Here is a 17,524-nt window from a genome sequence, read left to right as displayed (position 1 = left end):
TTAATTTGTTCTTTTCGATCCCAATCCGGATAATTGACGAGTTTGGGTTTTAATTGATTCATCTCTTTTAAGTAGGTAGGTGTTAAAAATTGCCAGACATCCCCCTTATCAAGGGGGGAAGGGGGGATCAAAGACAGAATCTATCTTCAATTTAATTGATTCATCTCTTTGACTGGAAATTGTCTATCACAATCTTAGCCGATCCCTTGACTAAGAACAAGAGGTAACAAGCCTCCCCTTTCAAGGGGATAAAAATTAAAATCTTTCTGATTTTAAGCCACCGACGACTGGCGGTAGTCACTGATAACTGATCTAGCGGTTTTCAGTCTAATAGGGTGTAGTAAATCCCTTGATAGATAGTCGTTTCAGCGTTTCAATCGGTAGTAACTTCCGTGAAAACCGCTATAGTATTTATTAGCTTTTCTGTCTAAGATTGATGTTAAAGGCTGTTCTGTTCGATTTTAATGGGGTGATCATCAATGATGAACCGATCCATCAAGAGTTAATCAATGAAATCTTGCTCGGGGAAAATTTGCTGCCCCTAGGGTCGGAATTTGCGGAGTTATGTCTGGGAAGAAGCGATCGCGTCTGTTTGCGTAATGTTCTCAACCGTCGCGGTCGTCAAGTAACCGAGGAGTATCTGACCAAGTTAATTAACAAAAAAACCAGTTTATACCGAGAAAGATTAGAAAAATTAGAGAAACTTCCTATTTATGAAGAGATATACTCTTTTTTAAAACGGGTTAAGGCCAGGGATCTACAAATCGGTTTGGTGACGGGAGCAATACGCTCGGAAGTAGAATCGATCTTGCAACAGACGGGCCTTGGGGATTACTTTAGTGTCATTGTCACCGGGGATGAGATTAGCACCAGTAAACCTCAACCGGATGGTTATTTACTGGCCGTAGAAAGATTCAATCGTTGGAATTTTAATCTACAGTTGCAACCCTGGGAATGTCTGGTGATTGAAGATACTTTTGCTGGTTGCGAAGCGGCAAAAAGAGCGGGAATGCAGGTGGTGGGAATCGCTCATACCTACCCCTTCCATTTTATGCAGAGAGTGTCTAACTGGGCGATCGATAATTTCTCCCAATTAGACCTCGATCGCGTGGAGAAAACTTTTAGCCAAATCGGGGAAATAACCGAGCGATCGGGATTTTTAGGCAATTTTTGACCATCTAGGGGCGATTCACAAGCTGAAAATCCCTACTTGTAAAAATTGGCAATTCGTGTTATGCTAACGAAAGTGCTAAGAAAATGCGGGTGTAGTTTAGTGGTAAAACCCTAGCCTTCCAAGCTAATGATAGGGGTTCGATTCCCCTCACCCGCTTAGGCTGTTGTGCAGTAAACGTCTAAGGAATTATCGGTAATATCAACGGCGATTCTGACTTAGAGATCGCTATTTTCTAAATATCTTTGCAAATCTTTGGTACGCTGCTCGGTGACAGCTGCCAAGCAATTACCGTAAATCATGGGAGCTAGAGAGCCTCCCTCATAGGCACTTCTTTCAAATTCGCAACTGCTGTCTCTAAACTTAATCCAAGCTTGTTGGGCGGTAATTAATTTTTGTTTGCGAGCAGCTGACAGTTTTGGCAGTAGTTGTCGATAAACTTGATTTAACTTGCGATCGGCGTTTTGATAAGCGATGCTGGCACAAATGTTCATTTCGCTTTGAGTCTGGGGATTGTTACAGTTAGGATTTTGAGCTAGTTGCAAGTTCGTCGTTCCAGATGCGGGACTTGCAATGCTAGGGGTAGCCATCGCGACGGCCAATAAACTTGCTATGCTTAATAAGGTTAGTAAAAACTTGTCCATGGCTACTTACTTTAATGACGGTAAGAAGAAGATAACAGAAATGCGATCAAACCGACCATAGCTTTTTCATTCTGCTCAATTCGTTGGTTGGCTTGGTTAACTATATTTCATTATTTCCAAAAAAGTGGGTGGGTGGAACTAAATATAAGATGAACGTAGGTTGGGTTGAAGCATGAAACCCAACGCCTGCTCATGTTACGCTACCCCTAACCCATCCTACAAATAATTTTGCCTACCTGCTTAACTCTATTTCATTATTTCCAAAAAAGAAAATTAGAGGAGTTGATAACTAAAAAACCCAGACGGGAACTCGTTTATAAGCGGGGGTTCCACAGCGAGGGTCGATTTTAGCCTTGAATAAAACATTGGCTTCGGGATAGAACATAAAGCCAACACCTTCGCGAATCGGACCGAAAATAAGTTCGATATTTTCTAATTTGCCGGCATCTCCTTGGACGGTGACTCGTTGATGTTCTTGAAGGCCCGCTTTTTTGGCATCTTCGACGTTCATTAATAAACAATGACGGTGAGGCATTCCCCGGTATTTATCGCCCACTTGATAAACGACGGTATTATGTTGTCCATAACTGCGTCCTGTTCCGAGAATCAGGGCAATTCCGGGGGCATTTTCCGGTTGGTTAAAATCTTGCTTTTGCGGCGCTTTTAAAGTGGGTAAAGGGGTGACGGACATTTGCGCTTTTCCGGTTGAGGTCGGAAAATGGGGTTCGGTAAAAATCCGTCCGCTAATGGTAAATTCTGTTCGGGTTTGATCTAATTGCCCGATTTTTTGATAGCCCGGAATCGTTTTGGCGATTAACTGACGAATATAGGCGGTGTCGTGTAATCTCGACCAATCAATCGGGTTTGTGCCTAAAACCTTGACGGCAATATTTGTTAACAGTTCTACTTCCGAGATGATATCCACATGGGAACCCTGTAGATGACTGCTTCCCCGCTCGTTAAAACGGACAAAATTATTGCCCGATTCGGTGGTTGTCGGGTGAGGATTTTCAAAACGAGCGAAGACGGGTAAAATTATCGTATTTTGTCGGGCTAATCCCTGGAAATGTCCTAAATTTGGCTTAGTAGCTACATAAAAAATCGTATCAATTTGAGCTAAGGCTTTTTTGGCTTGAGTTAAATCTGGATTTGCTCCATAAAGATTACCTCCCAAACAGAAAAGAGTGTTAATTTTTCCCCGTTCGGCAGCTTCAATTAATGACCTGGTATCATAACCGCCGGTTATATTTAATGGCTTTCCTAAAAGTTGAGCAAGTGCCTCGGCGATTTCCTGACGTAATCTCACTGTAACGCCCATAGAACCGAAGCCCTGTACATTAGAATGACCTCTGATTGGCATGGTTCCGGCTCCGATTTTGCCAGCATTTCCCGTCATTAAAGCGGTATTGGCAATACTGATAATATTATCTACCCCATTTTCCTGTTGTGTAACCCCCATCGCCCAAGCGAAAACCACACGCTCTAAATTGCCGAAAAGGGCGGCGGTTGCTTCAATTTCTTCTCGGGACAAACCGCAGGTTTTAGTAATGGTTTCCCATGGTGTTTGTCGGGCATAATCTATAACAGATTGCCAATTTTCTGTACGGGATTTGAGATAATCCCACCGCACTAAATTTTGTTCAATTAAAGATTTTTGTAATCCGACGAATAGGGCAGTATCGCTACCCGGTATCGGCTGTAGGTAGAGAGTTGAAATATCGGAACCGCCCCGCAATAGGGATTTAATCGGAAAAGCGGGTGAGGAGAATTTGACCAATCCGACTTCAATTTGCGGGTTAATAATAATAATTTTACCGCCGCGATCACGAATTTGAATTAATTCATTCATCAGGCGAGGATGATTAGCCGGAGCGTTAGAACCGATTAACACCACACAATCGGCTTGTTTTAAACTTTCCAGACTGACCATCGAAGTTCCGGTTCCGAAAACCTGTTTTAAGCCTACGGTCGAGGCGGCATGACAGAGATCGGAACAATCGGCTAAATTATTACTTCCTAATGCCCGGAAAAACAATTGTAAGAGATAGGCGGCTTCATTAGAAGAACGTCCCGAACTATAGGAGGCAATGGTCTCGGACGGTTGACGAAAAGCTTGTTCGGCTAATCGATACACTTCTTCCCAACTAATACGTTGATAGTGACTTTCTCCGGCTTTTAAGAGGACGGGATAACTGAAACGACCCAAGCGATCGCATTCTAGGGAAGTTAAGGACTGTAATTGAGCGAGATGATAGGTCTGAAAAAAATCAGTTTTAATACCTGGCATTAATTCGGAGGTAATCGCCTCGACACTTTTGAGACAACGTTGCAGACTTTCCCCCGCTTCGTTGACAAAACCGCCCTTTTGTCCTCCCGTTCCCCAAGCGCAAGCTAAACAGGCACTTTTATGATTCAAGGTTTGCCAGAGTTTAACCCCTTGAGGAGAGAGAGTTTTTTCTGCCCAATATTGCAATACGGGAAAACCCCCGCCCGCCTCAATTTTGTTGGATGTTTCTCGTTCGTTCATTGTTTTTTTCTCTCGATTTTTTCTCAAATTCATCCGATAGGGAGAGTGTACCCAGTACCGTTGAGTTTATCACCATTTTTTAAAAAGTGCATCAGCAAGACATAAACGACTGGGTAAGCTACGGTTAGTTGTTGACAATATCCCCTGATTGTGATTTTATCAGACTAAGGAGAGGTCTATTAAAATGGTAATTCCGATGGATGAAAATGAAGACTTTCAACATTTAGAGGAGATGATCGCTAATCTCCAAGCAAAACAGAAACAGATTCTGAAAGGGATGTTAGATTATCCGATTGAGATCGATTCGGCAATTCGGATACTTTCGGAACCATCTCGGCAATTGGCAACAACTGCTCATAATTTAACCAGAGTACATAAAATACTTAAAGAATTGGAAAAACAAGGATTGGTTATTTTCCACGATTCTCAATATTCTTTGACTGAGTTGGGAAGGGAAATAGTAGGACACCTTAGCGATAAGAGTCCAACCCCAAGACGAGATGCACAGAGAAAGGAAAAACTGCAAAAAAGCTACGATTTTTTAGAACTCCATAGACAAGGATTGAGCTATCAGCAAATAGGGGATAAATACGGCATAAGTCGCGAGCGTGTCCGTCAAATTCTTGCCAGTAACCCCGAATTTGAAGCTTATCGGCAAAAACAAAAGGAAAACAGTTATCGTTGAACGACTGTAAGAAGAGCGAGAAACGAAATTTACAATCTTTCCAACAATTCCTCGCGGGATAAATTCGCTAAAGAAAGAAGTAAAGCGGTGCGTTCCGAGATGGGAAGTTGGGCAATCTTTTCTACTAGACTGAATAATTCCGAATCTAGGCTGCCAAAGCGTCCTTCCAGAAGACTGGCTATCAGGGAATACCGTTCTTCTAAACTACCTTGTTGTATCCCTTCTTGCTTCCACTCTTCCCTTTGTTGTAAATAAGCTGGTGATAGATTCATGATGTCCTCCTGTTCTTCGGTACTTAAATTATCTCTCAACTCTAAATTCTTGCGCCAGTTGGCCAGAATTTCTAATAAATTCTCTCGAAAAGGATTGCGTTCTGGCAGTTCAACTAACTCTTCAACTGCTCGTTTTTGAGTTCCTCCTTTACCTAATACCCTCAACCATAAGGTGTCTTCATTTACTGGTAATTGATGAATGACGATGATACCCGCTTTGAGAGACTTCGCTAAAAAGTAAACCCCTGTTAACCAATTACTCTCATCGCTGTGAGTCCCGAAATCTTCAATCATTCTAGCTGAAAAGGTGGGCGTTAGAATCCAGAGAACTGGTAGTTCAGCGTCTGTTAGAGTTTTGTTTGACCGTTTCGCTTTTCTCAAGACATCCCCATGAACCGTGTATAACTTTGACAAACAACTGCGAATCTCTACCTCGGTCGGGGGATTGCGGAAAGGTTCAAACAAACAGGAAGTAGCCGCCATTTTTCCAAGTAATCCTAAAGGTAACTCAGTGGGAGGAGGTGAGCTAAATGGTTCAAACCAGACATCGATTTCTTGAACCTCACTTTTTACTTTCTTACTTTTTCTAATCGTCCCTAGAGGTGTTAGTAATTCCTCTAAATATTCCTTAGCAAATTGTTCATGAATTTGGCGAGTCATTCAAATTAATAATTAAGCATAAAAAGGACGGCAATAATCTTATTATATCATTAATTAAAAAGGAATCCAATCGACAATATCGATCCATTCTTCTGCTTCGGTAGTTTCCCAAATCATAATTAATTCTTCGGCTAGTTTTCCCATTGTTGTTGTGGGACGTATCCAAAACAGTCCCCAGATTTGTTGATTTTTTTGCCAATATTCTTCTAAATGTTCAGGCATACTGGTACGATTATCTGTCACCAAGAGTCGTTGAGATAATCCTAAATACTGTAAAACATCAGGGTCAAGAGTTCCTAACGGTGGTGTATTCGGCTCTCCAATGCGTAAAATATCTATCTCTGGATTTAACCTTAAGACAGCGACTTTCAAGCGGGGGGATAAGGTTTCATCGAGTAAAAACTTGATTTTCATACCTTGACAGAATCTTGCCTTTGCTGTTTAATTCTTCTCATCTTTTCTCGTTGAGGCGAAGGATTTTTCAGTGCTTCATGGTAGCGAGTCTCTCGCCAATTCTGGAGGCGCAATAAATAGGCATCAATTTTTTGCCGATTCTGTAAATAATAAGTAATAGTTGCGTAGATTTTCTCTAAACTTAGATCGGGATAGATAGCATTTATTTCTTCTGGGGTATAGCCTTCCAAGAAATAAAAGAGTACGTTGTCAATTCCGAGCCGATGACCTTTGATTCTAATATCATCTTCGGAGATAAATAAGAAATAATCTTCTAGTTGCATAATTAATTTTCCCCTTAATTTTATTTCATTTTTACCGCTTATTTATAGTATTTCCTGTTCGCAGGAGGTACATTATCAATGTTAAAAAGCTTAATCAGCAAAGGTTTAACTGTGCCACACAGGTGTGAGAACCTCTATATTAATGTTTTATCATAATTAGTTTACCTTGTGCTTCCCTTGTTTTCAAACCTTTAACCGGGATAAACTGCCCCGCTGCCATAACCCCGGCTGCTATGCTGGCAGCCACTTTGACGGAGCTACTTTAACGGGAAGTGTGGATTATCGGCTGGCCGCCGAAATATGTCGGGAACTCGATGCCATCGAGCGAAAGAATTGACGAGATTATCGAAATCCACCTATCGACTATCGGCAACCAGCGCACATCGACCGAGGAAAGGTCAGCGCGGCAGAAACATCAGGCTGTTTTGGGGAAATTGAACGGTCATCCCTTAAATGGCGCAGGTTGAACGATTTTGGTGTTTACTGTCCCAATTGCGTACTGCCCTCTTAAAACAGCGATCGCCGACTCCTCGTTAAACGTAATTGTACTACCAGCAGAAGTAGAGTAGTCGGAGAAACAGGCGAGTAAATGACCTAACGAGAGTGCGGTCTCGCGCAGCGAGTGCCTTCGGCAGCGCACTCAGCTAATTGCCCAGGAAGTAGCCGATGGGGAGGGAGACAGCCGCAATCAAACCCGTCGCCAAAAGAGAGTGGGTGATACTGCGGTGGGGAAATCTATCTTCCATGAAGCTGCTGAGGGGGAAGAAGATTTTGCTGATGGTTGAGGTGGTGGTGTCGATGTCAGGAAGCTGCGAACCCAGGACAGCCAAACCCAATGCCATTGGGTCAGCAGTTCCTATGATTAAGGATGTGCCTGCTGCTGCGATGAGGGAATGGGTGATGGCCATGAAGGCGAGGAAAATTTTAGGTATGCTTCTAGCTATTAGTATTAGCCTTTTGAATAACCTGGCATTTATTGATATCAAAAAAGGCAGAAGTTGTAGAGATTGGGTATGTATTTGTAGCTCGGAAGTTATCAGCGATAGCTTGTCTAACTAATTGTTCAGCCTCGGTAAAAGTCGATTCAGAACCAATTACTAAAGCGTAGTTATCAGATGGCTTTTTTGGATCACAAATTCTCACCTCATACTTGGAAATGCCAAAATAACTGCCAGATATTTCTTTAGCCCTTTCGTATTGTCTATCCAAATCAGAAGGTTTTTTAGAAGAGCCTGCAACAACAAAAAATTTTGGCTCAGATTCCCCTAATTCTCTAGCAACTCGACTTTTTACTTCAGATTCAATGGTATTTTTCAGAGTTTCTTGGCTATATTGATTGATTTGTTCCGCTAGGAGTTCATCTACGCTTTGTTTAACTGGCTCTTTTAGATCAATGTTTTCTATTTCTTTAGATATTTTCTTTTTAAAATCCTCAAAAGTTCCCATTCCCCACATTATTAATCCCAACCCTAGAATGGCCGAAGATGTTCCCAAGAATATCCCTGATATTTTTAGCCAGTCGAACAAGTATTTTCTTGCTTTTAAAACAATTCGTTCGGCATAAATTTCTTCGTCTTCTTTAAGCTGCTGACGGAGATTTTTGTTCTCTTCTTCTAAGGCAGCCAAGCGTTTATTGAGTGATTCTAAATTTTCTTCAGACATTAGCGAACTCCTCCCTATTTAAATTTGCCAATCTCTACTGTCCCAACCGCTTCCTCGCCCCCCTCACAGAACCAAGCTGCTTCAGTGCCATCCCTCACCAAACAGCAGCCATCCGTCATATCTGAACTTTCCTCCAAATGGCAAAACTCTTAACCTAATGAAGTTTCGGCGATTTCATCTGTGCAATTGTCCCCCAAGTAATCTGATTATTTCCCCCTTATTCACCTGTCCTTAGTCTATCTCCGATAATCTCAACGAATGAGGCTGTTTTCACAAAATTTAACGATTAGCCGACAATGAATCGCCGAAATATCCAACGATCACTAAAGTGCTTAACAAAAAAAATTGTAATCCTATCGATTTTGACCGTGCCGCTATCCAAAGGAATAGATTAGATTTCTTGAAAAGACCGATGCGGGGAAATTACTGATCGATCACCCGAACTTTTTCCTTATCGGTAAAGATCGGGCGATTTGCATATTCTTGCTATTCCTAATACATCCGAGAGCGCCCGTCCTGTCGAATTTATCTTTAAACCCTAACTATCCCCGTACAATTATTAGCATATCGATCATAAACCTTGAGATAGGTTGCACGCCATGAGCGAATACCAATATTACGAATTCCAAGCTATCGATCGCCCCCTCACCCAAGAGGAAAGAGCGGCCATCAGCCAACTATCGAGCCGCGTCAAACCGACGGCAACGAGTGCCAGTTTCACCTACCCGGGTAACGTGGAACGTGATCCGAAGGAATCTTTTTAACTGGAAAGACGATCTGTTACGGTACGGCTGTAATGCCTGATTGTGTCCTATAGGTCTAATAAAGTTGTTAAGTATTGCCCTTATCGATCGAGATCGGGTTAGCTTGGAGATAGCAGTGAGCATTCAGCTTTAAACACTTAATAACTGCTAACCTAATCACTGATAAGGGGGTTTTTTCATGGCTTTTAGCCGTTCTAGCGGTATTTTGCTTCATCCCACCAGTCACCCCGGTCGTTACGGGATTGGAGAACTAGGTAGGGAAGCCTATCAATTTATCGATTTTTTGGCTCAAAGTGGTCAAAAACTCTGGCAAATTCTCCCTTTAGGCCCGACAGGGTACGGTAACTCTCCCTACATGAGTTTTAGTGCCATTGCCGGCAATCATCTCCTGATTAGTCTCGATATTCTTCGGGAGAAAAACCTGCTTAGTGACGCAGATTTAGAGGATATTCCCGATTTTCCCCTCGATCAAGTGGATTTTGATAAATTGATCGCTTGGAAAATTCCCCTACTCAGAAAGGCGGCTAGCAATTTTGTCAAGGGTTCTGACACAATTCTTTACAAACAGTTTGCCGGCTTTTGTGCTGGCAATGCCGATTGGTTAGAGGATTACGCCCTATTTATGGCCCTATCCCACGCTTACCCGGGTAAAGCATGGATGGAATGGCCGACAGAAATTCGCGAACGTCATTGGGGTGCGTTGGAAACACCGAAACAGGAGTTACAAGAGGAGATTTTTCTGCACAAATTCCTGCAATTTGAGTTTTTTGAGCAGTGGTTAGCCTTAAAACGCTATGCTAACTCCCTCGGTATCGAGATTATCGGTGATATCCCCATTTATGTCTCCCATAATAGCGCCGATGTTTGGGCAAATCCGCAGGTTTTCCGACTAGATACCCAAACCGGTAATCCCTTGGAAGTGGCCGGGGTTCCCCCGGATTATTTCTCAGAAACGGGGCAATTATGGGGCAATCCTCTCTATAACTGGGATTATCTCAAAAATACGGGCTTTGACTGGTGGGTACGCCGTTTAAAAGCGGTTCTTTCCCTAGTCGATATCATCCGTATCGATCATTTTCGCGGATTAGAAGCCTATTGGGCGGTGGCTTTTGGCCAGGAAAACGCCATTAATGGTCGTTGGCTGAAGGCCCCGGGTTATGATCTCTTTAATACTATTGGCGCTCGTTTAGGTAAATTGCCGATTATTGCCGAAGATTTGGGCGATATTGACCAAGCAGTCTTAGATTTTCGCGATCACTTTGCCTTCCCCGGGATGAAGATTCTCCACTTTGCTTTTGGGGGTGACGCGGGTAATCCCTATCTTCCTTTCAACGTCGAACGCAACTGTGTGATTTATACCGGCACTCACGATAATAATACCACTGTGGGCTGGTTTCAAGATAACGCCAATGACTACGAAAAAGCGCGACTTTATCAATATCTTGGCGCTCCCAGTGGTCAGGGAGTGGCTTGGGATCTGATTCGACTGGCCTATAGTTCCGTGGCTAATCAGGCGATCGTACCGTTACAGGATGTGTTAGGTTTAGGATCGGATGCGCGGATGAATACCCCCAGTGTCGCAGAAGGGAATTGGTCATGGCGCTATCGTCAGGAAGCTTTAACCGGAGAACATAGCGAGAGATTGCGAGATTTAGTCAATCTTTTTGGCAGAAATCGTTAAATAGGGTTTGCTGAAAAAGCTTTTCCTGGGGGCAGGGTGTGGGGTGTGGGGTGTGGGGTGTGGGGTTTTACCGATTTTGAGGGGGTCAATTACCTAATTTTCAGGGAAAAAGTACCTGAATTTTCCCCCCGATCCCCGCAACGGCTGGCACTTTTTGAGGAAAAAAAAGTCTAAAAGTCTTATCCAACAAGGTTTTTAGATTTATTCAGCAGACCCTAAATATCAACCCTTTTGTCGAGACGTTACCCCTAACGTCTCTTTTTGTCCGGTTAATGTGGGTGAGAATTTTTTAGCAATCTTTGCCGGATGCGATCGAGATTTTCTCGACTATTGACAGGTAAATGGGGTAAGGGTAATTCTAAATTGGGCCAATTACTCAAATCATGGCAGGGACAGGATAAACTCGATTGTCCCACCACTTCAATTGGTACGGGTATAGTACAACGAGCGCAGGGATGAAATTCCCATTGAGGGGAAAGTAAGTCTCGGATAGTTTGTTGAGTACCTTCTAGGTAACAATCGCCACTTTCAGGATCAAGCATTTTTTGCCAACAATCTTCAAACTCCGACGAATAGCGATCAGCATTGAAAATTGGCAGCGGAAATAGCATAGCTTGGTTTTTGGGACAAATAACTTTTTTTCCCAATTGAAACCAATGGGCGAGATATTTTTTAACTGCGGAGGTGTCTGACATATAGTTTGTGTGGAGGCTGCCCTGATTATTGCTCTTACCATCAATCCTAGCGTTAACTTCCGGTGTCGGACAGGTCTTAGGATGATTGATTATGTAGTTTAATAATTATTTTAGGTAACTGAGCATCTGCAGCTAGATTAATCCCAATAAACTCACCATTAAAGCTTTTTGGGCGTGCATCCGATTTTCCGCTTGCTCCCAGACTTTTGATTGTACACCCTCGATCGCCCCGTCGGTAATTTCTTCGCCGCGGTGAGCAGGTAAACAATGGAGAATAATCGCGTCTTTGTCAGCGTGACTCATTAGCTGTTCATTGACTTGGTAGGGCTGAAAAACGGGAATTCGGGCATCAGCGAGGCTTTCCTGTCCCATACTTGCCCAGACATCAGTATAGACCACCTGAGAGTCTTTTACGGCCGTAACGGGATCGTCGGTAATTAAGATTTTACTACCGGTTTTCTCGCCAATAGCTTGGGCGCTGGCGACAATTTCCCCATCCGGTTGATAGTTTGCGGGGGAAGCAACCCGCACATTTAACCCCATCAAAGCGCCACCCAAGAGGAGAGAATTAGCGACATTATTACCATCCCCCACATAGGTGAGGTTAATTCCCCGTAAAGTCTGAAAAGTCTCTTGGATAGTCTGTAAATCGGCTAATATCTGACAGGGATGTTCTAAATCCGTTAAAGCGTTGATAATCGGGATGCGGGAATAATTAGCAAAAGCTTCTAAATCCTCTTGTTTAAAGGTGCGAACCGCGAGAATATCGAGATAGCGATCGAGTACCCGGGCTGTATCTGCTAAGGGTTCCCCGCGCCCCACTTGGGTTACACTGGGATTAAGATCGATCACCTGTCCCCCTAACTGGTACATAGCGACGGTAAAGGAAACCCGGGTCCGGGTGGAGGCTTTATAAAATAGCAATCCTAAGACTTTTTTGCAGCTAGGGTTAAGAGTGCCAGCTTTAAGCTGTGCCGATAGATTGAGTAGGGCGCTGATTTCTTCGCTACTCATGTCGGTTATTCTTAAAACATCTCGTCCTTTTAAAGTGGCTACCATTGGTTTTTCTCTCGATAAACAGGGGTTTTGATTGGCTTTTATGGCAGTTAGCGGTTAGCAAAAATCTTGAGTAAAGACCTTATTATAATCCAGTTTTTTCGCTATTAGGCAATTTTTCCCGAAAATTTTCATTTTGGGGGATGTTAGTCCAGCTAACACCCCCACTTTTTCCGTTAAATTAGGTAGGTGTTAAAAATTGTCAGATTCCCCCCTTATCAAGGTGGCTCTCCCCGCCTATCGGCACCCCCCTTATCAAGGTGGCTCCCCCCGCCTATCGGCATCCCCCTTATCAAGGTGGCTCCCCCCGCCTATCGGCACCCCCCTTATCAAGGTAGATCCCCCCGCCTATCGGCACCCCCCTTATCAAGGTAGATCCCCCCGCCTATCGGCACCCCCCTTATCAAGGTGGCTCTCCCCGCCTATCGGCACCCCCCTTATCAAGGGGGGCAGGGGGGATCAAACCCAAAATCTAATTTCTACTTAACTAATTTTGCCCCACACTTAGAACAAAAATTAGACGAAGGCGGGTTTTTGTGTCCACAATTACCGCAGATAATTAAAGCTGGGTTAGCCACTTCCGTCACCGGAGAAAGAGGAATTTCTCCACCGCTATCCAACTTATAGTTATGGATTAACTGCAAAATAACTGCATCTTCCCGTTTATATTCTGTATTATCTTTTCCTCCTGTCAACTCCTCGGAACGTTGTTGTAAATATTCGATAAAATTCCGATACAAAGCTTGTTTTTTCTCCGGAGTGGCCGAATCCTGTAACTTAGCTGTCACCTGACTTTGAATTTTTTCCTTATCTTCGCGACAAGCTTTTACTTCTAACACCTGTACCGCATCTTCCCAACTGGTGGCGATATCGACTTTTTTTAATCCCGTTGCGGTTTTAATTTCATAGCGAATTGTTTTCTCATTAGTGACTCGATTGACTTCTGGAAAAAGCACTTTTAAAGCCCGGGACGTCACCACCAATTGATAAATACTCGGATCTTCGGGAAAAACATCCCAGAAAGGAGGTTCCTTTTGGATATGCACGGGGATAGGTAAATCGCGATTTTCCCCCATTTGTTGGGCGCGTTTAGCGAGAATAAATTCTCCTTTCCAGTCTTGATAGGATTGCCGCAGTTCTCGCATTCCATCGAGACAGCGCAGGGAAAAACCGCCAATTTCCTGCACGAAGACAAGACGATGTTTTTCCACTTCTCCCAAGGGTTTAATATCGTCTTCGTTGGGGATAAATTCCCGCAGTTTCGGAATAATTTTTTGGGCTGCCGGGTTACTGGTATTTCTTCCTCCAATCAGGGCAATATTTTGATTTAATTGGGGTGTAAAACCCGCATCTTTTCCCCGCAAAACCGCAGGATTAAGCATAATTAGGGGTCGCGATTTTTGGTAGGCAATGCGAAGATTATTGATAATATCGGCATCGTTGTTATAGATTTTTAACAAGCGATCGCAAGCGGCTAATTCCTGCTGAATGCGACTACTAGCAGGAGCATTTTGTAGGAGTTGATTAGCTTGGTTTAGGATAACTTTTTGAAAATCACCTTGACGAATATCGGCAATCTCGGTTATGTCAAATAAACGCATATTTTCATCAGCGCGGCGCGTTTCTTTCCAGAGGAGGCTAGATTGCTTTAAAATCTCTTCTGAGAGGGGTAAACAAAGGTTATCCATACCCGTATCGTAGGCGTTTTTGTTACCGACAATCCCGGAGGCAAATTGTTCGATAAAGTCTTGATAAAGACCATTTAATTCTTGTCTGTCAAATAATTTAATCCCATTAATTAACAAAGCATCGGCACTATCAATCTGTTGGTTAGCTTGGAGATTAAATAGATCGCGACTTTGAATTAATTTCTGACGAAAGCGATTAAAACGGCTTTCTAATTGATTAAGATGTTCCAATAAACGATTAATAACCTCTACTCCTGCACCTCGGGTTTTTCGTTGAATATTGGCCATTAAATAGCCTTCCAATCCCGTTAAAGCTTGTTCACAATATTGTTCCATCTTATCTTTTTTCGAGATGTGAATTTTATCTTTCAGATCATTAATTTCTGCTAAGGCTGTATCATATTCTCGTTGACGTTTACTTTCGTTTTGACTCCAAACCTGTTCTTGATCGCGACGGAATTTTTCCGCTATGTCGGTGAAGATTTGTCGTACTAAAACAATAAAACTCTCGGCAAATTTTACCCCACGGTTCCGATCCTCAAGGATATTATAAAACTCTATTTCCAGGGACTTTTTACCCCGTTGAATAATTTCATCCCGATTACTATAAATCTTTTTCAGGTAATCGCCGTGCAGCCGTTCATCGGGACTCAATTCTAGTAAATGATTGCGTTTAAATTCCTCGACTCTTGGTGTCAAATAATCATTAATAAATTGCAGAATTTTACCCTGTTCATTGCCTAAAATATTAACACCCTGTTTGGTACAAGAGAGCCAATTATCTTGATTGATTTCCTGACGAGTTTCGTTAGTCCATTGGGAGATTATGGCAATTAAAGAGCGATCCTTGTCGGCACATAAATCCATAATTAATTCCCCTTCGCTCAAGCGCATTTTTTTGAGGATATCACCTCTTACTAAGTCCAACATTTGAGCGGGTAAAATCACGGAATCATTCAGCCACCAATTAATTAAATCTTTGGCTAAACGTTCCGATAAGGAGGCACGAATTTGGGCAATAGGAATTTCAATAGTTGATAGTCCAAAACTCATAAATTGCTTAGGATAACCGCGACCCCCTGGGTCAGCTTGTGCCCAAGAACCCTTAATATTATCTCTAATGGAACGCTTATGAGGGGCAAAATCAGAGGTCATATCTAGAAAAATATTTTGGGCGATCATTTCCCTAATTTGACCGAGTTTAAAATCACCTTCTCCGTTTTTTGTCCCCACTAAATAGGTAAAGTCAAAGGGGGGTAATTTACTAACCACTTCATCGACTAAACCGCTGCTAAACTGTTGATGATATTCGGTTCTGTAGTCAGAAAAGTAATTTAATTCCATCAGGGCAGCGTAACCATTAGCCAAAACTCGATCGCCGACACTAATCCCCGCAAATGCTTCAGGAGTGGGAACAATTGCCGTACTCAAAGGACTACTTTCCCCTCGCAACCAATTACGAATACAGTAGCCTATATCGATTAACATTCCGCTACCCGTACCACCGTTTAAAGACCCCGTAGTAAAGACATTAATGGCACTATTACTAACTTTAATTCCATAGCGATCGAGCATAAAGTTTTCTTGTCCCTTTACCCGTCTCACCGCGTCCAGAAATTTCCTTTGAATCTCATGATAATTACAAAATAAAGCAAAACGACCACAGGCGCGAATTTGTCCCGCTCCCGCTTCCAGGGAAGTAATATTTCTCTCTAATTCCGGGGGAAACCAACTATTAATCCAGGGATATCTATCCATGTCAGATACCATCTCCTGTACCTGTTTTCCACTCACCCGGGCCCAGTGTTTTTCGTTATCTTTAAAAGCACTGCCAGCAGCTTCAGGATTACTGATTTTATAATCCTTATCCGTGTCAACCACCAAAAAACTGACAATCGGAAAATTACTCAAACTGCCATAACTTTCCTCGATTAAGCGACGCAATCGCGATAAAATTTCGTTACCCGTGCCACCAATACCCACTAAAACCGTGGGAACCATGCTTTTTTCTTCTACTGCTGCTGGCATAATTACTTAACTCCTAAGACCATTTCTTGACGGTTGCGGGGGACTTCGTAGGTGAGGAAATCGTAGGCTAATTTAGTGTTAGGAAAAATTGCCCGCGCTTCCTCTAACAGATTGGAAATATCCAGAGAATTCCCCGGTAGATAACGGGGACTAAAATGGGTCATTAATAACAATTTTACTTGGGCTGCCAAGGCCACCTGGGCTGCCATCGTCGAAGTGGAGTGAACACTTTCAAAGGCTAATCCGGCATCTTGGTGAGCAAAAGTCGCCTCATGAATTAGCACATCTGCATTCTGTGCCAATTCGATCGAGCCTTCACAGAAAATAGTATCGGTACAATAGGCAATTTTACGGCCGATTTCCGTTTCTCCGCAGAGGGACTGACCGCGAATTTTTCTGCCATCGGGAAGGGTGACAGTTTCCCCTTTTTTCAGCTTGCCGTAAATTGGTCCGGGGGGAATACCTAAAGCGTTGGCTTTTTCCACATCAAAACGTCCTGGACGGTCTTTTTCGGCGATACGATAACCGTGGGCGGGAATACGATGTTTTAATAGCTGACAGGAGACGGTAAATTCTTCATCCTCGTAGAGTATGCCGGGGGAAACGGGATGGACACGCACCCGATTGGCTAAATTAGTATAGGAATACTTAGCACAAGCACGCAGATAGTCCCCTAGTCCGGGGGGTCCGTAGATATCAATATCCTGAGCAGAACCGGCTAATCCAATACTGGCTAACAGTCCCATTAGACCAAAGATATGATCCCCGTGCATGTGGGTGATAAAAATGCGTCGGATTTGGGAACTTTTCAGGTCGCTACGCAGTAACTGGTGTTGAGTTCCTTCTCCACAGTCAAACAGCCATATTTCTGCCCGTTGCGGCAACCGAAGGGCGATACTAGAGACATTACGGGAACGAGTGGGAACCCCGGAACTGGTTCCTAAAAAAGTAATCTCCACAGGATAGCTGTCAGGATAGAGGATTCTTTTTCTAGTCTAGGCTGTTTTTATCGATTTCTCGATCGAATTGCTGCTTTTCTGTATTTCATCACTTGAAAACAGAAAATACCCTGATTTTGACCTAAGTGGGTGGGTGGAATTAAATATAAGATGAACGTAGGTTGGGTTGAAGCATGAAACCCAACGCCCGCTCATGTTACGCTACCGCTAACCCATCCTACTGGACTGTTTCAGCTAATTTGGTGTATTAGAAAAATGCTATAAATTCTATAATCTAAGACTTTAAGCCGAAATC

Annotated in this window: 16 protein-coding genes and 1 tRNA gene; 6 read left to right on the top strand and 11 right to left on the bottom strand. The window is 43.0% G+C overall.

Annotated elements, in window-relative coordinates; all coding sequences use genetic code 11:
• Positions 1-436: 436 nt before the first annotated feature.
• Both PX482_RS01575 and PX482_RS01570 read left to right on the top strand, forming a co-directional pair.
• Positions 437-1,174 carry an HAD family hydrolase gene (locus tag PX482_RS01575; protein ID WP_288093843.1) on the top strand — a complete coding sequence of 246 codons (738 nt, stop codon included), beginning with the start codon at positions 437-439 and terminating at the stop codon, positions 1,172-1,174.
• Between the two features lie 85 nt (positions 1,175-1,259).
• A tRNA-Gly gene (locus PX482_RS01570) sits at positions 1,260-1,330 on the top strand.
• Between the two features lie 59 nt (positions 1,331-1,389).
• Here the strand turns inward: PX482_RS01570 and PX482_RS01565 are convergent.
• Positions 1,390-1,815: a lysozyme inhibitor LprI family protein gene (locus tag PX482_RS01565; protein ID WP_288028021.1), complete on the bottom strand. Its 426-nt coding sequence runs from the start codon at positions 1,813-1,815 to the stop codon at positions 1,390-1,392.
• Between the two features lie 289 nt (positions 1,816-2,104).
• Positions 2,105-4,342: an FdhF/YdeP family oxidoreductase gene (locus tag PX482_RS01560; protein ID WP_288093842.1), complete on the bottom strand. Its 2,238-nt coding sequence runs from the start codon at positions 4,340-4,342 to the stop codon at positions 2,105-2,107.
• Between the two features lie 184 nt (positions 4,343-4,526).
• Between PX482_RS01560 and PX482_RS01555 the strand changes: the two genes are divergently transcribed.
• Entirely contained in the window at positions 4,527-5,027 is a 501-nt protein-coding gene (locus PX482_RS01555) for a sigma factor-like helix-turn-helix DNA-binding protein (protein ID WP_288093841.1), read from the top strand.
• A 29-nt stretch (positions 5,028-5,056) separates the two neighbouring features.
• Here the strand turns inward: PX482_RS01555 and PX482_RS01550 are convergent, their stop codons facing one another.
• Genes PX482_RS01550 through PX482_RS01540 form a run of 3 tightly spaced genes read right to left on the bottom strand, consistent with a single transcriptional unit; the run spans position 5,057 to position 6,696 of the window.
• Entirely contained in the window at positions 5,057-5,959 is a 903-nt protein-coding gene (locus PX482_RS01550; RefSeq protein WP_288121993.1) for an RpnC/YadD family protein, read from the bottom strand.
• 54 nt (positions 5,960-6,013) lie between these two features.
• On the bottom strand, positions 6,014-6,373 hold the full coding sequence (locus PX482_RS01545; protein ID WP_002762391.1) for a DUF5615 family PIN-like protein: 360 nt from the start codon (positions 6,371-6,373) through the stop codon (positions 6,014-6,016).
• Positions 6,370-6,696 (bottom strand): DUF433 domain-containing protein, encoded by a 327-nt coding sequence (locus tag PX482_RS01540; RefSeq protein ID WP_002762393.1) that lies wholly within the window; start codon positions 6,694-6,696, stop codon positions 6,370-6,372. Before PX482_RS01540 ends, PX482_RS01545 begins: the two co-directional genes overlap by 4 nt.
• A 314-nt stretch (positions 6,697-7,010) precedes the next feature.
• Here PX482_RS01540 and PX482_RS01535 point away from each other — a divergent pair, with 314 nt between their 5' ends.
• On the top strand, positions 7,011-7,163 hold the full coding sequence (locus PX482_RS01535; protein ID WP_288028019.1) for a hypothetical protein: 153 nt from the start codon (positions 7,011-7,013) through the stop codon (positions 7,161-7,163).
• 177 nt (positions 7,164-7,340) lie between these two features.
• Here the strand turns inward: PX482_RS01535 and PX482_RS01530 are convergent, their stop codons facing one another.
• Positions 7,341-7,604, bottom strand: a complete 264-nt coding sequence (locus PX482_RS01530) for a metal-dependent hydrolase (protein WP_228051401.1) — start codon at positions 7,602-7,604, stop codon at positions 7,341-7,343.
• Positions 7,605-7,632: 28 nt separating this feature from the next.
• Complete coding sequence (locus PX482_RS01525) at positions 7,633-8,358, bottom strand: hypothetical protein (RefSeq protein WP_193978993.1); 726 nt, start codon at positions 8,356-8,358, stop codon at positions 7,633-7,635.
• 599 nt (positions 8,359-8,957) lie between these two features.
• On the opposite strand from PX482_RS01525, the gene PX482_RS01520 reads away from it, so the two are divergent.
• Together PX482_RS01520 and malQ are read left to right on the top strand one after the other, a co-directional pair.
• Positions 8,958-9,122: a hypothetical protein gene (locus tag PX482_RS01520; protein WP_170915522.1), complete on the top strand. Its 165-nt coding sequence runs from the start codon at positions 8,958-8,960 to the stop codon at positions 9,120-9,122.
• A gap of 178 nt (positions 9,123-9,300) precedes the next feature.
• Positions 9,301-10,803: a 4-alpha-glucanotransferase gene (gene malQ / locus PX482_RS01515; protein WP_079209243.1), complete on the top strand. Its 1,503-nt coding sequence runs from the start codon at positions 9,301-9,303 to the stop codon at positions 10,801-10,803.
• A 269-nt stretch (positions 10,804-11,072) separates the two neighbouring features.
• Here malQ and PX482_RS01510 read toward each other — a convergent pair whose 3' ends face one another.
• The 4 genes from PX482_RS01510 to PX482_RS01495 form a co-directional block, all read right to left on the bottom strand.
• Complete coding sequence (locus PX482_RS01510) at positions 11,073-11,498, bottom strand: hypothetical protein (RefSeq protein WP_002762400.1); 426 nt, start codon at positions 11,496-11,498, stop codon at positions 11,073-11,075.
• A 132-nt stretch (positions 11,499-11,630) separates the two neighbouring features.
• The gene (gene argF, locus PX482_RS01505) at positions 11,631-12,557 is read right to left on the bottom strand and encodes an ornithine carbamoyltransferase (RefSeq protein WP_002762401.1); all 927 of its coding nucleotides are present in this window, start codon (positions 12,555-12,557) and stop codon (positions 11,631-11,633) included.
• Between the two features lie 476 nt (positions 12,558-13,033).
• Positions 13,034-16,270, bottom strand: coding sequence for a tubulin-like doman-containing protein (locus tag PX482_RS01500; protein ID WP_288026515.1), 3,237 nt, complete (start codon positions 16,268-16,270; stop codon positions 13,034-13,036).
• Between the two features lie 2 nt (positions 16,271-16,272).
• Entirely contained in the window at positions 16,273-17,229 is a 957-nt protein-coding gene (locus tag PX482_RS01495) for a ribonuclease Z (protein ID WP_002762405.1), read from the bottom strand.
• Positions 17,230-17,524 lie beyond the last annotated feature (295 nt).

Origin of the sequence: Microcystis sp. M53602_WE12, assembly GCF_030065455.1 — a bacterium.
Taxonomy (GTDB): domain Bacteria; phylum Cyanobacteriota; class Cyanobacteriia; order Cyanobacteriales; family Microcystaceae; genus Microcystis; species Microcystis aeruginosa.
The sequence above is the reverse complement of the archived record's forward strand: the minus strand, read 5'-3'. Positions and strand labels throughout refer to the sequence as shown.

Coding starts and splice junctions, on each gene's coding strand:
- PX482_RS01535 (WP_288028019.1), top strand. CDS start 7,011: ATGCCATCGAGCGAAAGAATTGACGAGATTATCGAAATCCACCTATCG.
- PX482_RS01510 (WP_002762400.1), bottom strand. CDS start 11,498: ATGTCAGACACCTCCGCAGTTAAAAAATATCTCGCCCATTGGTTTCAA.
- argF (WP_002762401.1), bottom strand. CDS start 12,557: ATGGTAGCCACTTTAAAAGGACGAGATGTTTTAAGAATAACCGACATG.
- PX482_RS01530 (WP_228051401.1), bottom strand. CDS start 7,604: ATGGCCATCACCCATTCCCTCATCGCAGCAGCAGGCACATCCTTAATC.
- PX482_RS01500 (WP_288026515.1), bottom strand. CDS start 16,270: ATGCCAGCAGCAGTAGAAGAAAAAAGCATGGTTCCCACGGTTTTAGTG.
- malQ (WP_079209243.1), top strand. CDS start 9,301: ATGGCTTTTAGCCGTTCTAGCGGTATTTTGCTTCATCCCACCAGTCAC.
- PX482_RS01560 (WP_288093842.1), bottom strand. CDS start 4,342: ATGAACGAACGAGAAACATCCAACAAAATTGAGGCGGGCGGGGGTTTT.
- PX482_RS01550 (WP_288121993.1), bottom strand. CDS start 5,959: ATGACTCGCCAAATTCATGAACAATTTGCTAAGGAATATTTAGAGGAA.
- PX482_RS01575 (WP_288093843.1), top strand. CDS start 437: ATGTTAAAGGCTGTTCTGTTCGATTTTAATGGGGTGATCATCAATGAT.
- PX482_RS01520 (WP_170915522.1), top strand. CDS start 8,958: ATGAGCGAATACCAATATTACGAATTCCAAGCTATCGATCGCCCCCTC.
- PX482_RS01545 (WP_002762391.1), bottom strand. CDS start 6,373: ATGAAAATCAAGTTTTTACTCGATGAAACCTTATCCCCCCGCTTGAAA.
- PX482_RS01565 (WP_288028021.1), bottom strand. CDS start 1,815: ATGGACAAGTTTTTACTAACCTTATTAAGCATAGCAAGTTTATTGGCC.
- PX482_RS01525 (WP_193978993.1), bottom strand. CDS start 8,358: ATGTCTGAAGAAAATTTAGAATCACTCAATAAACGCTTGGCTGCCTTA.
- PX482_RS01540 (WP_002762393.1), bottom strand. CDS start 6,696: ATGCAACTAGAAGATTATTTCTTATTTATCTCCGAAGATGATATTAGA.
- PX482_RS01555 (WP_288093841.1), top strand. CDS start 4,527: ATGGTAATTCCGATGGATGAAAATGAAGACTTTCAACATTTAGAGGAG.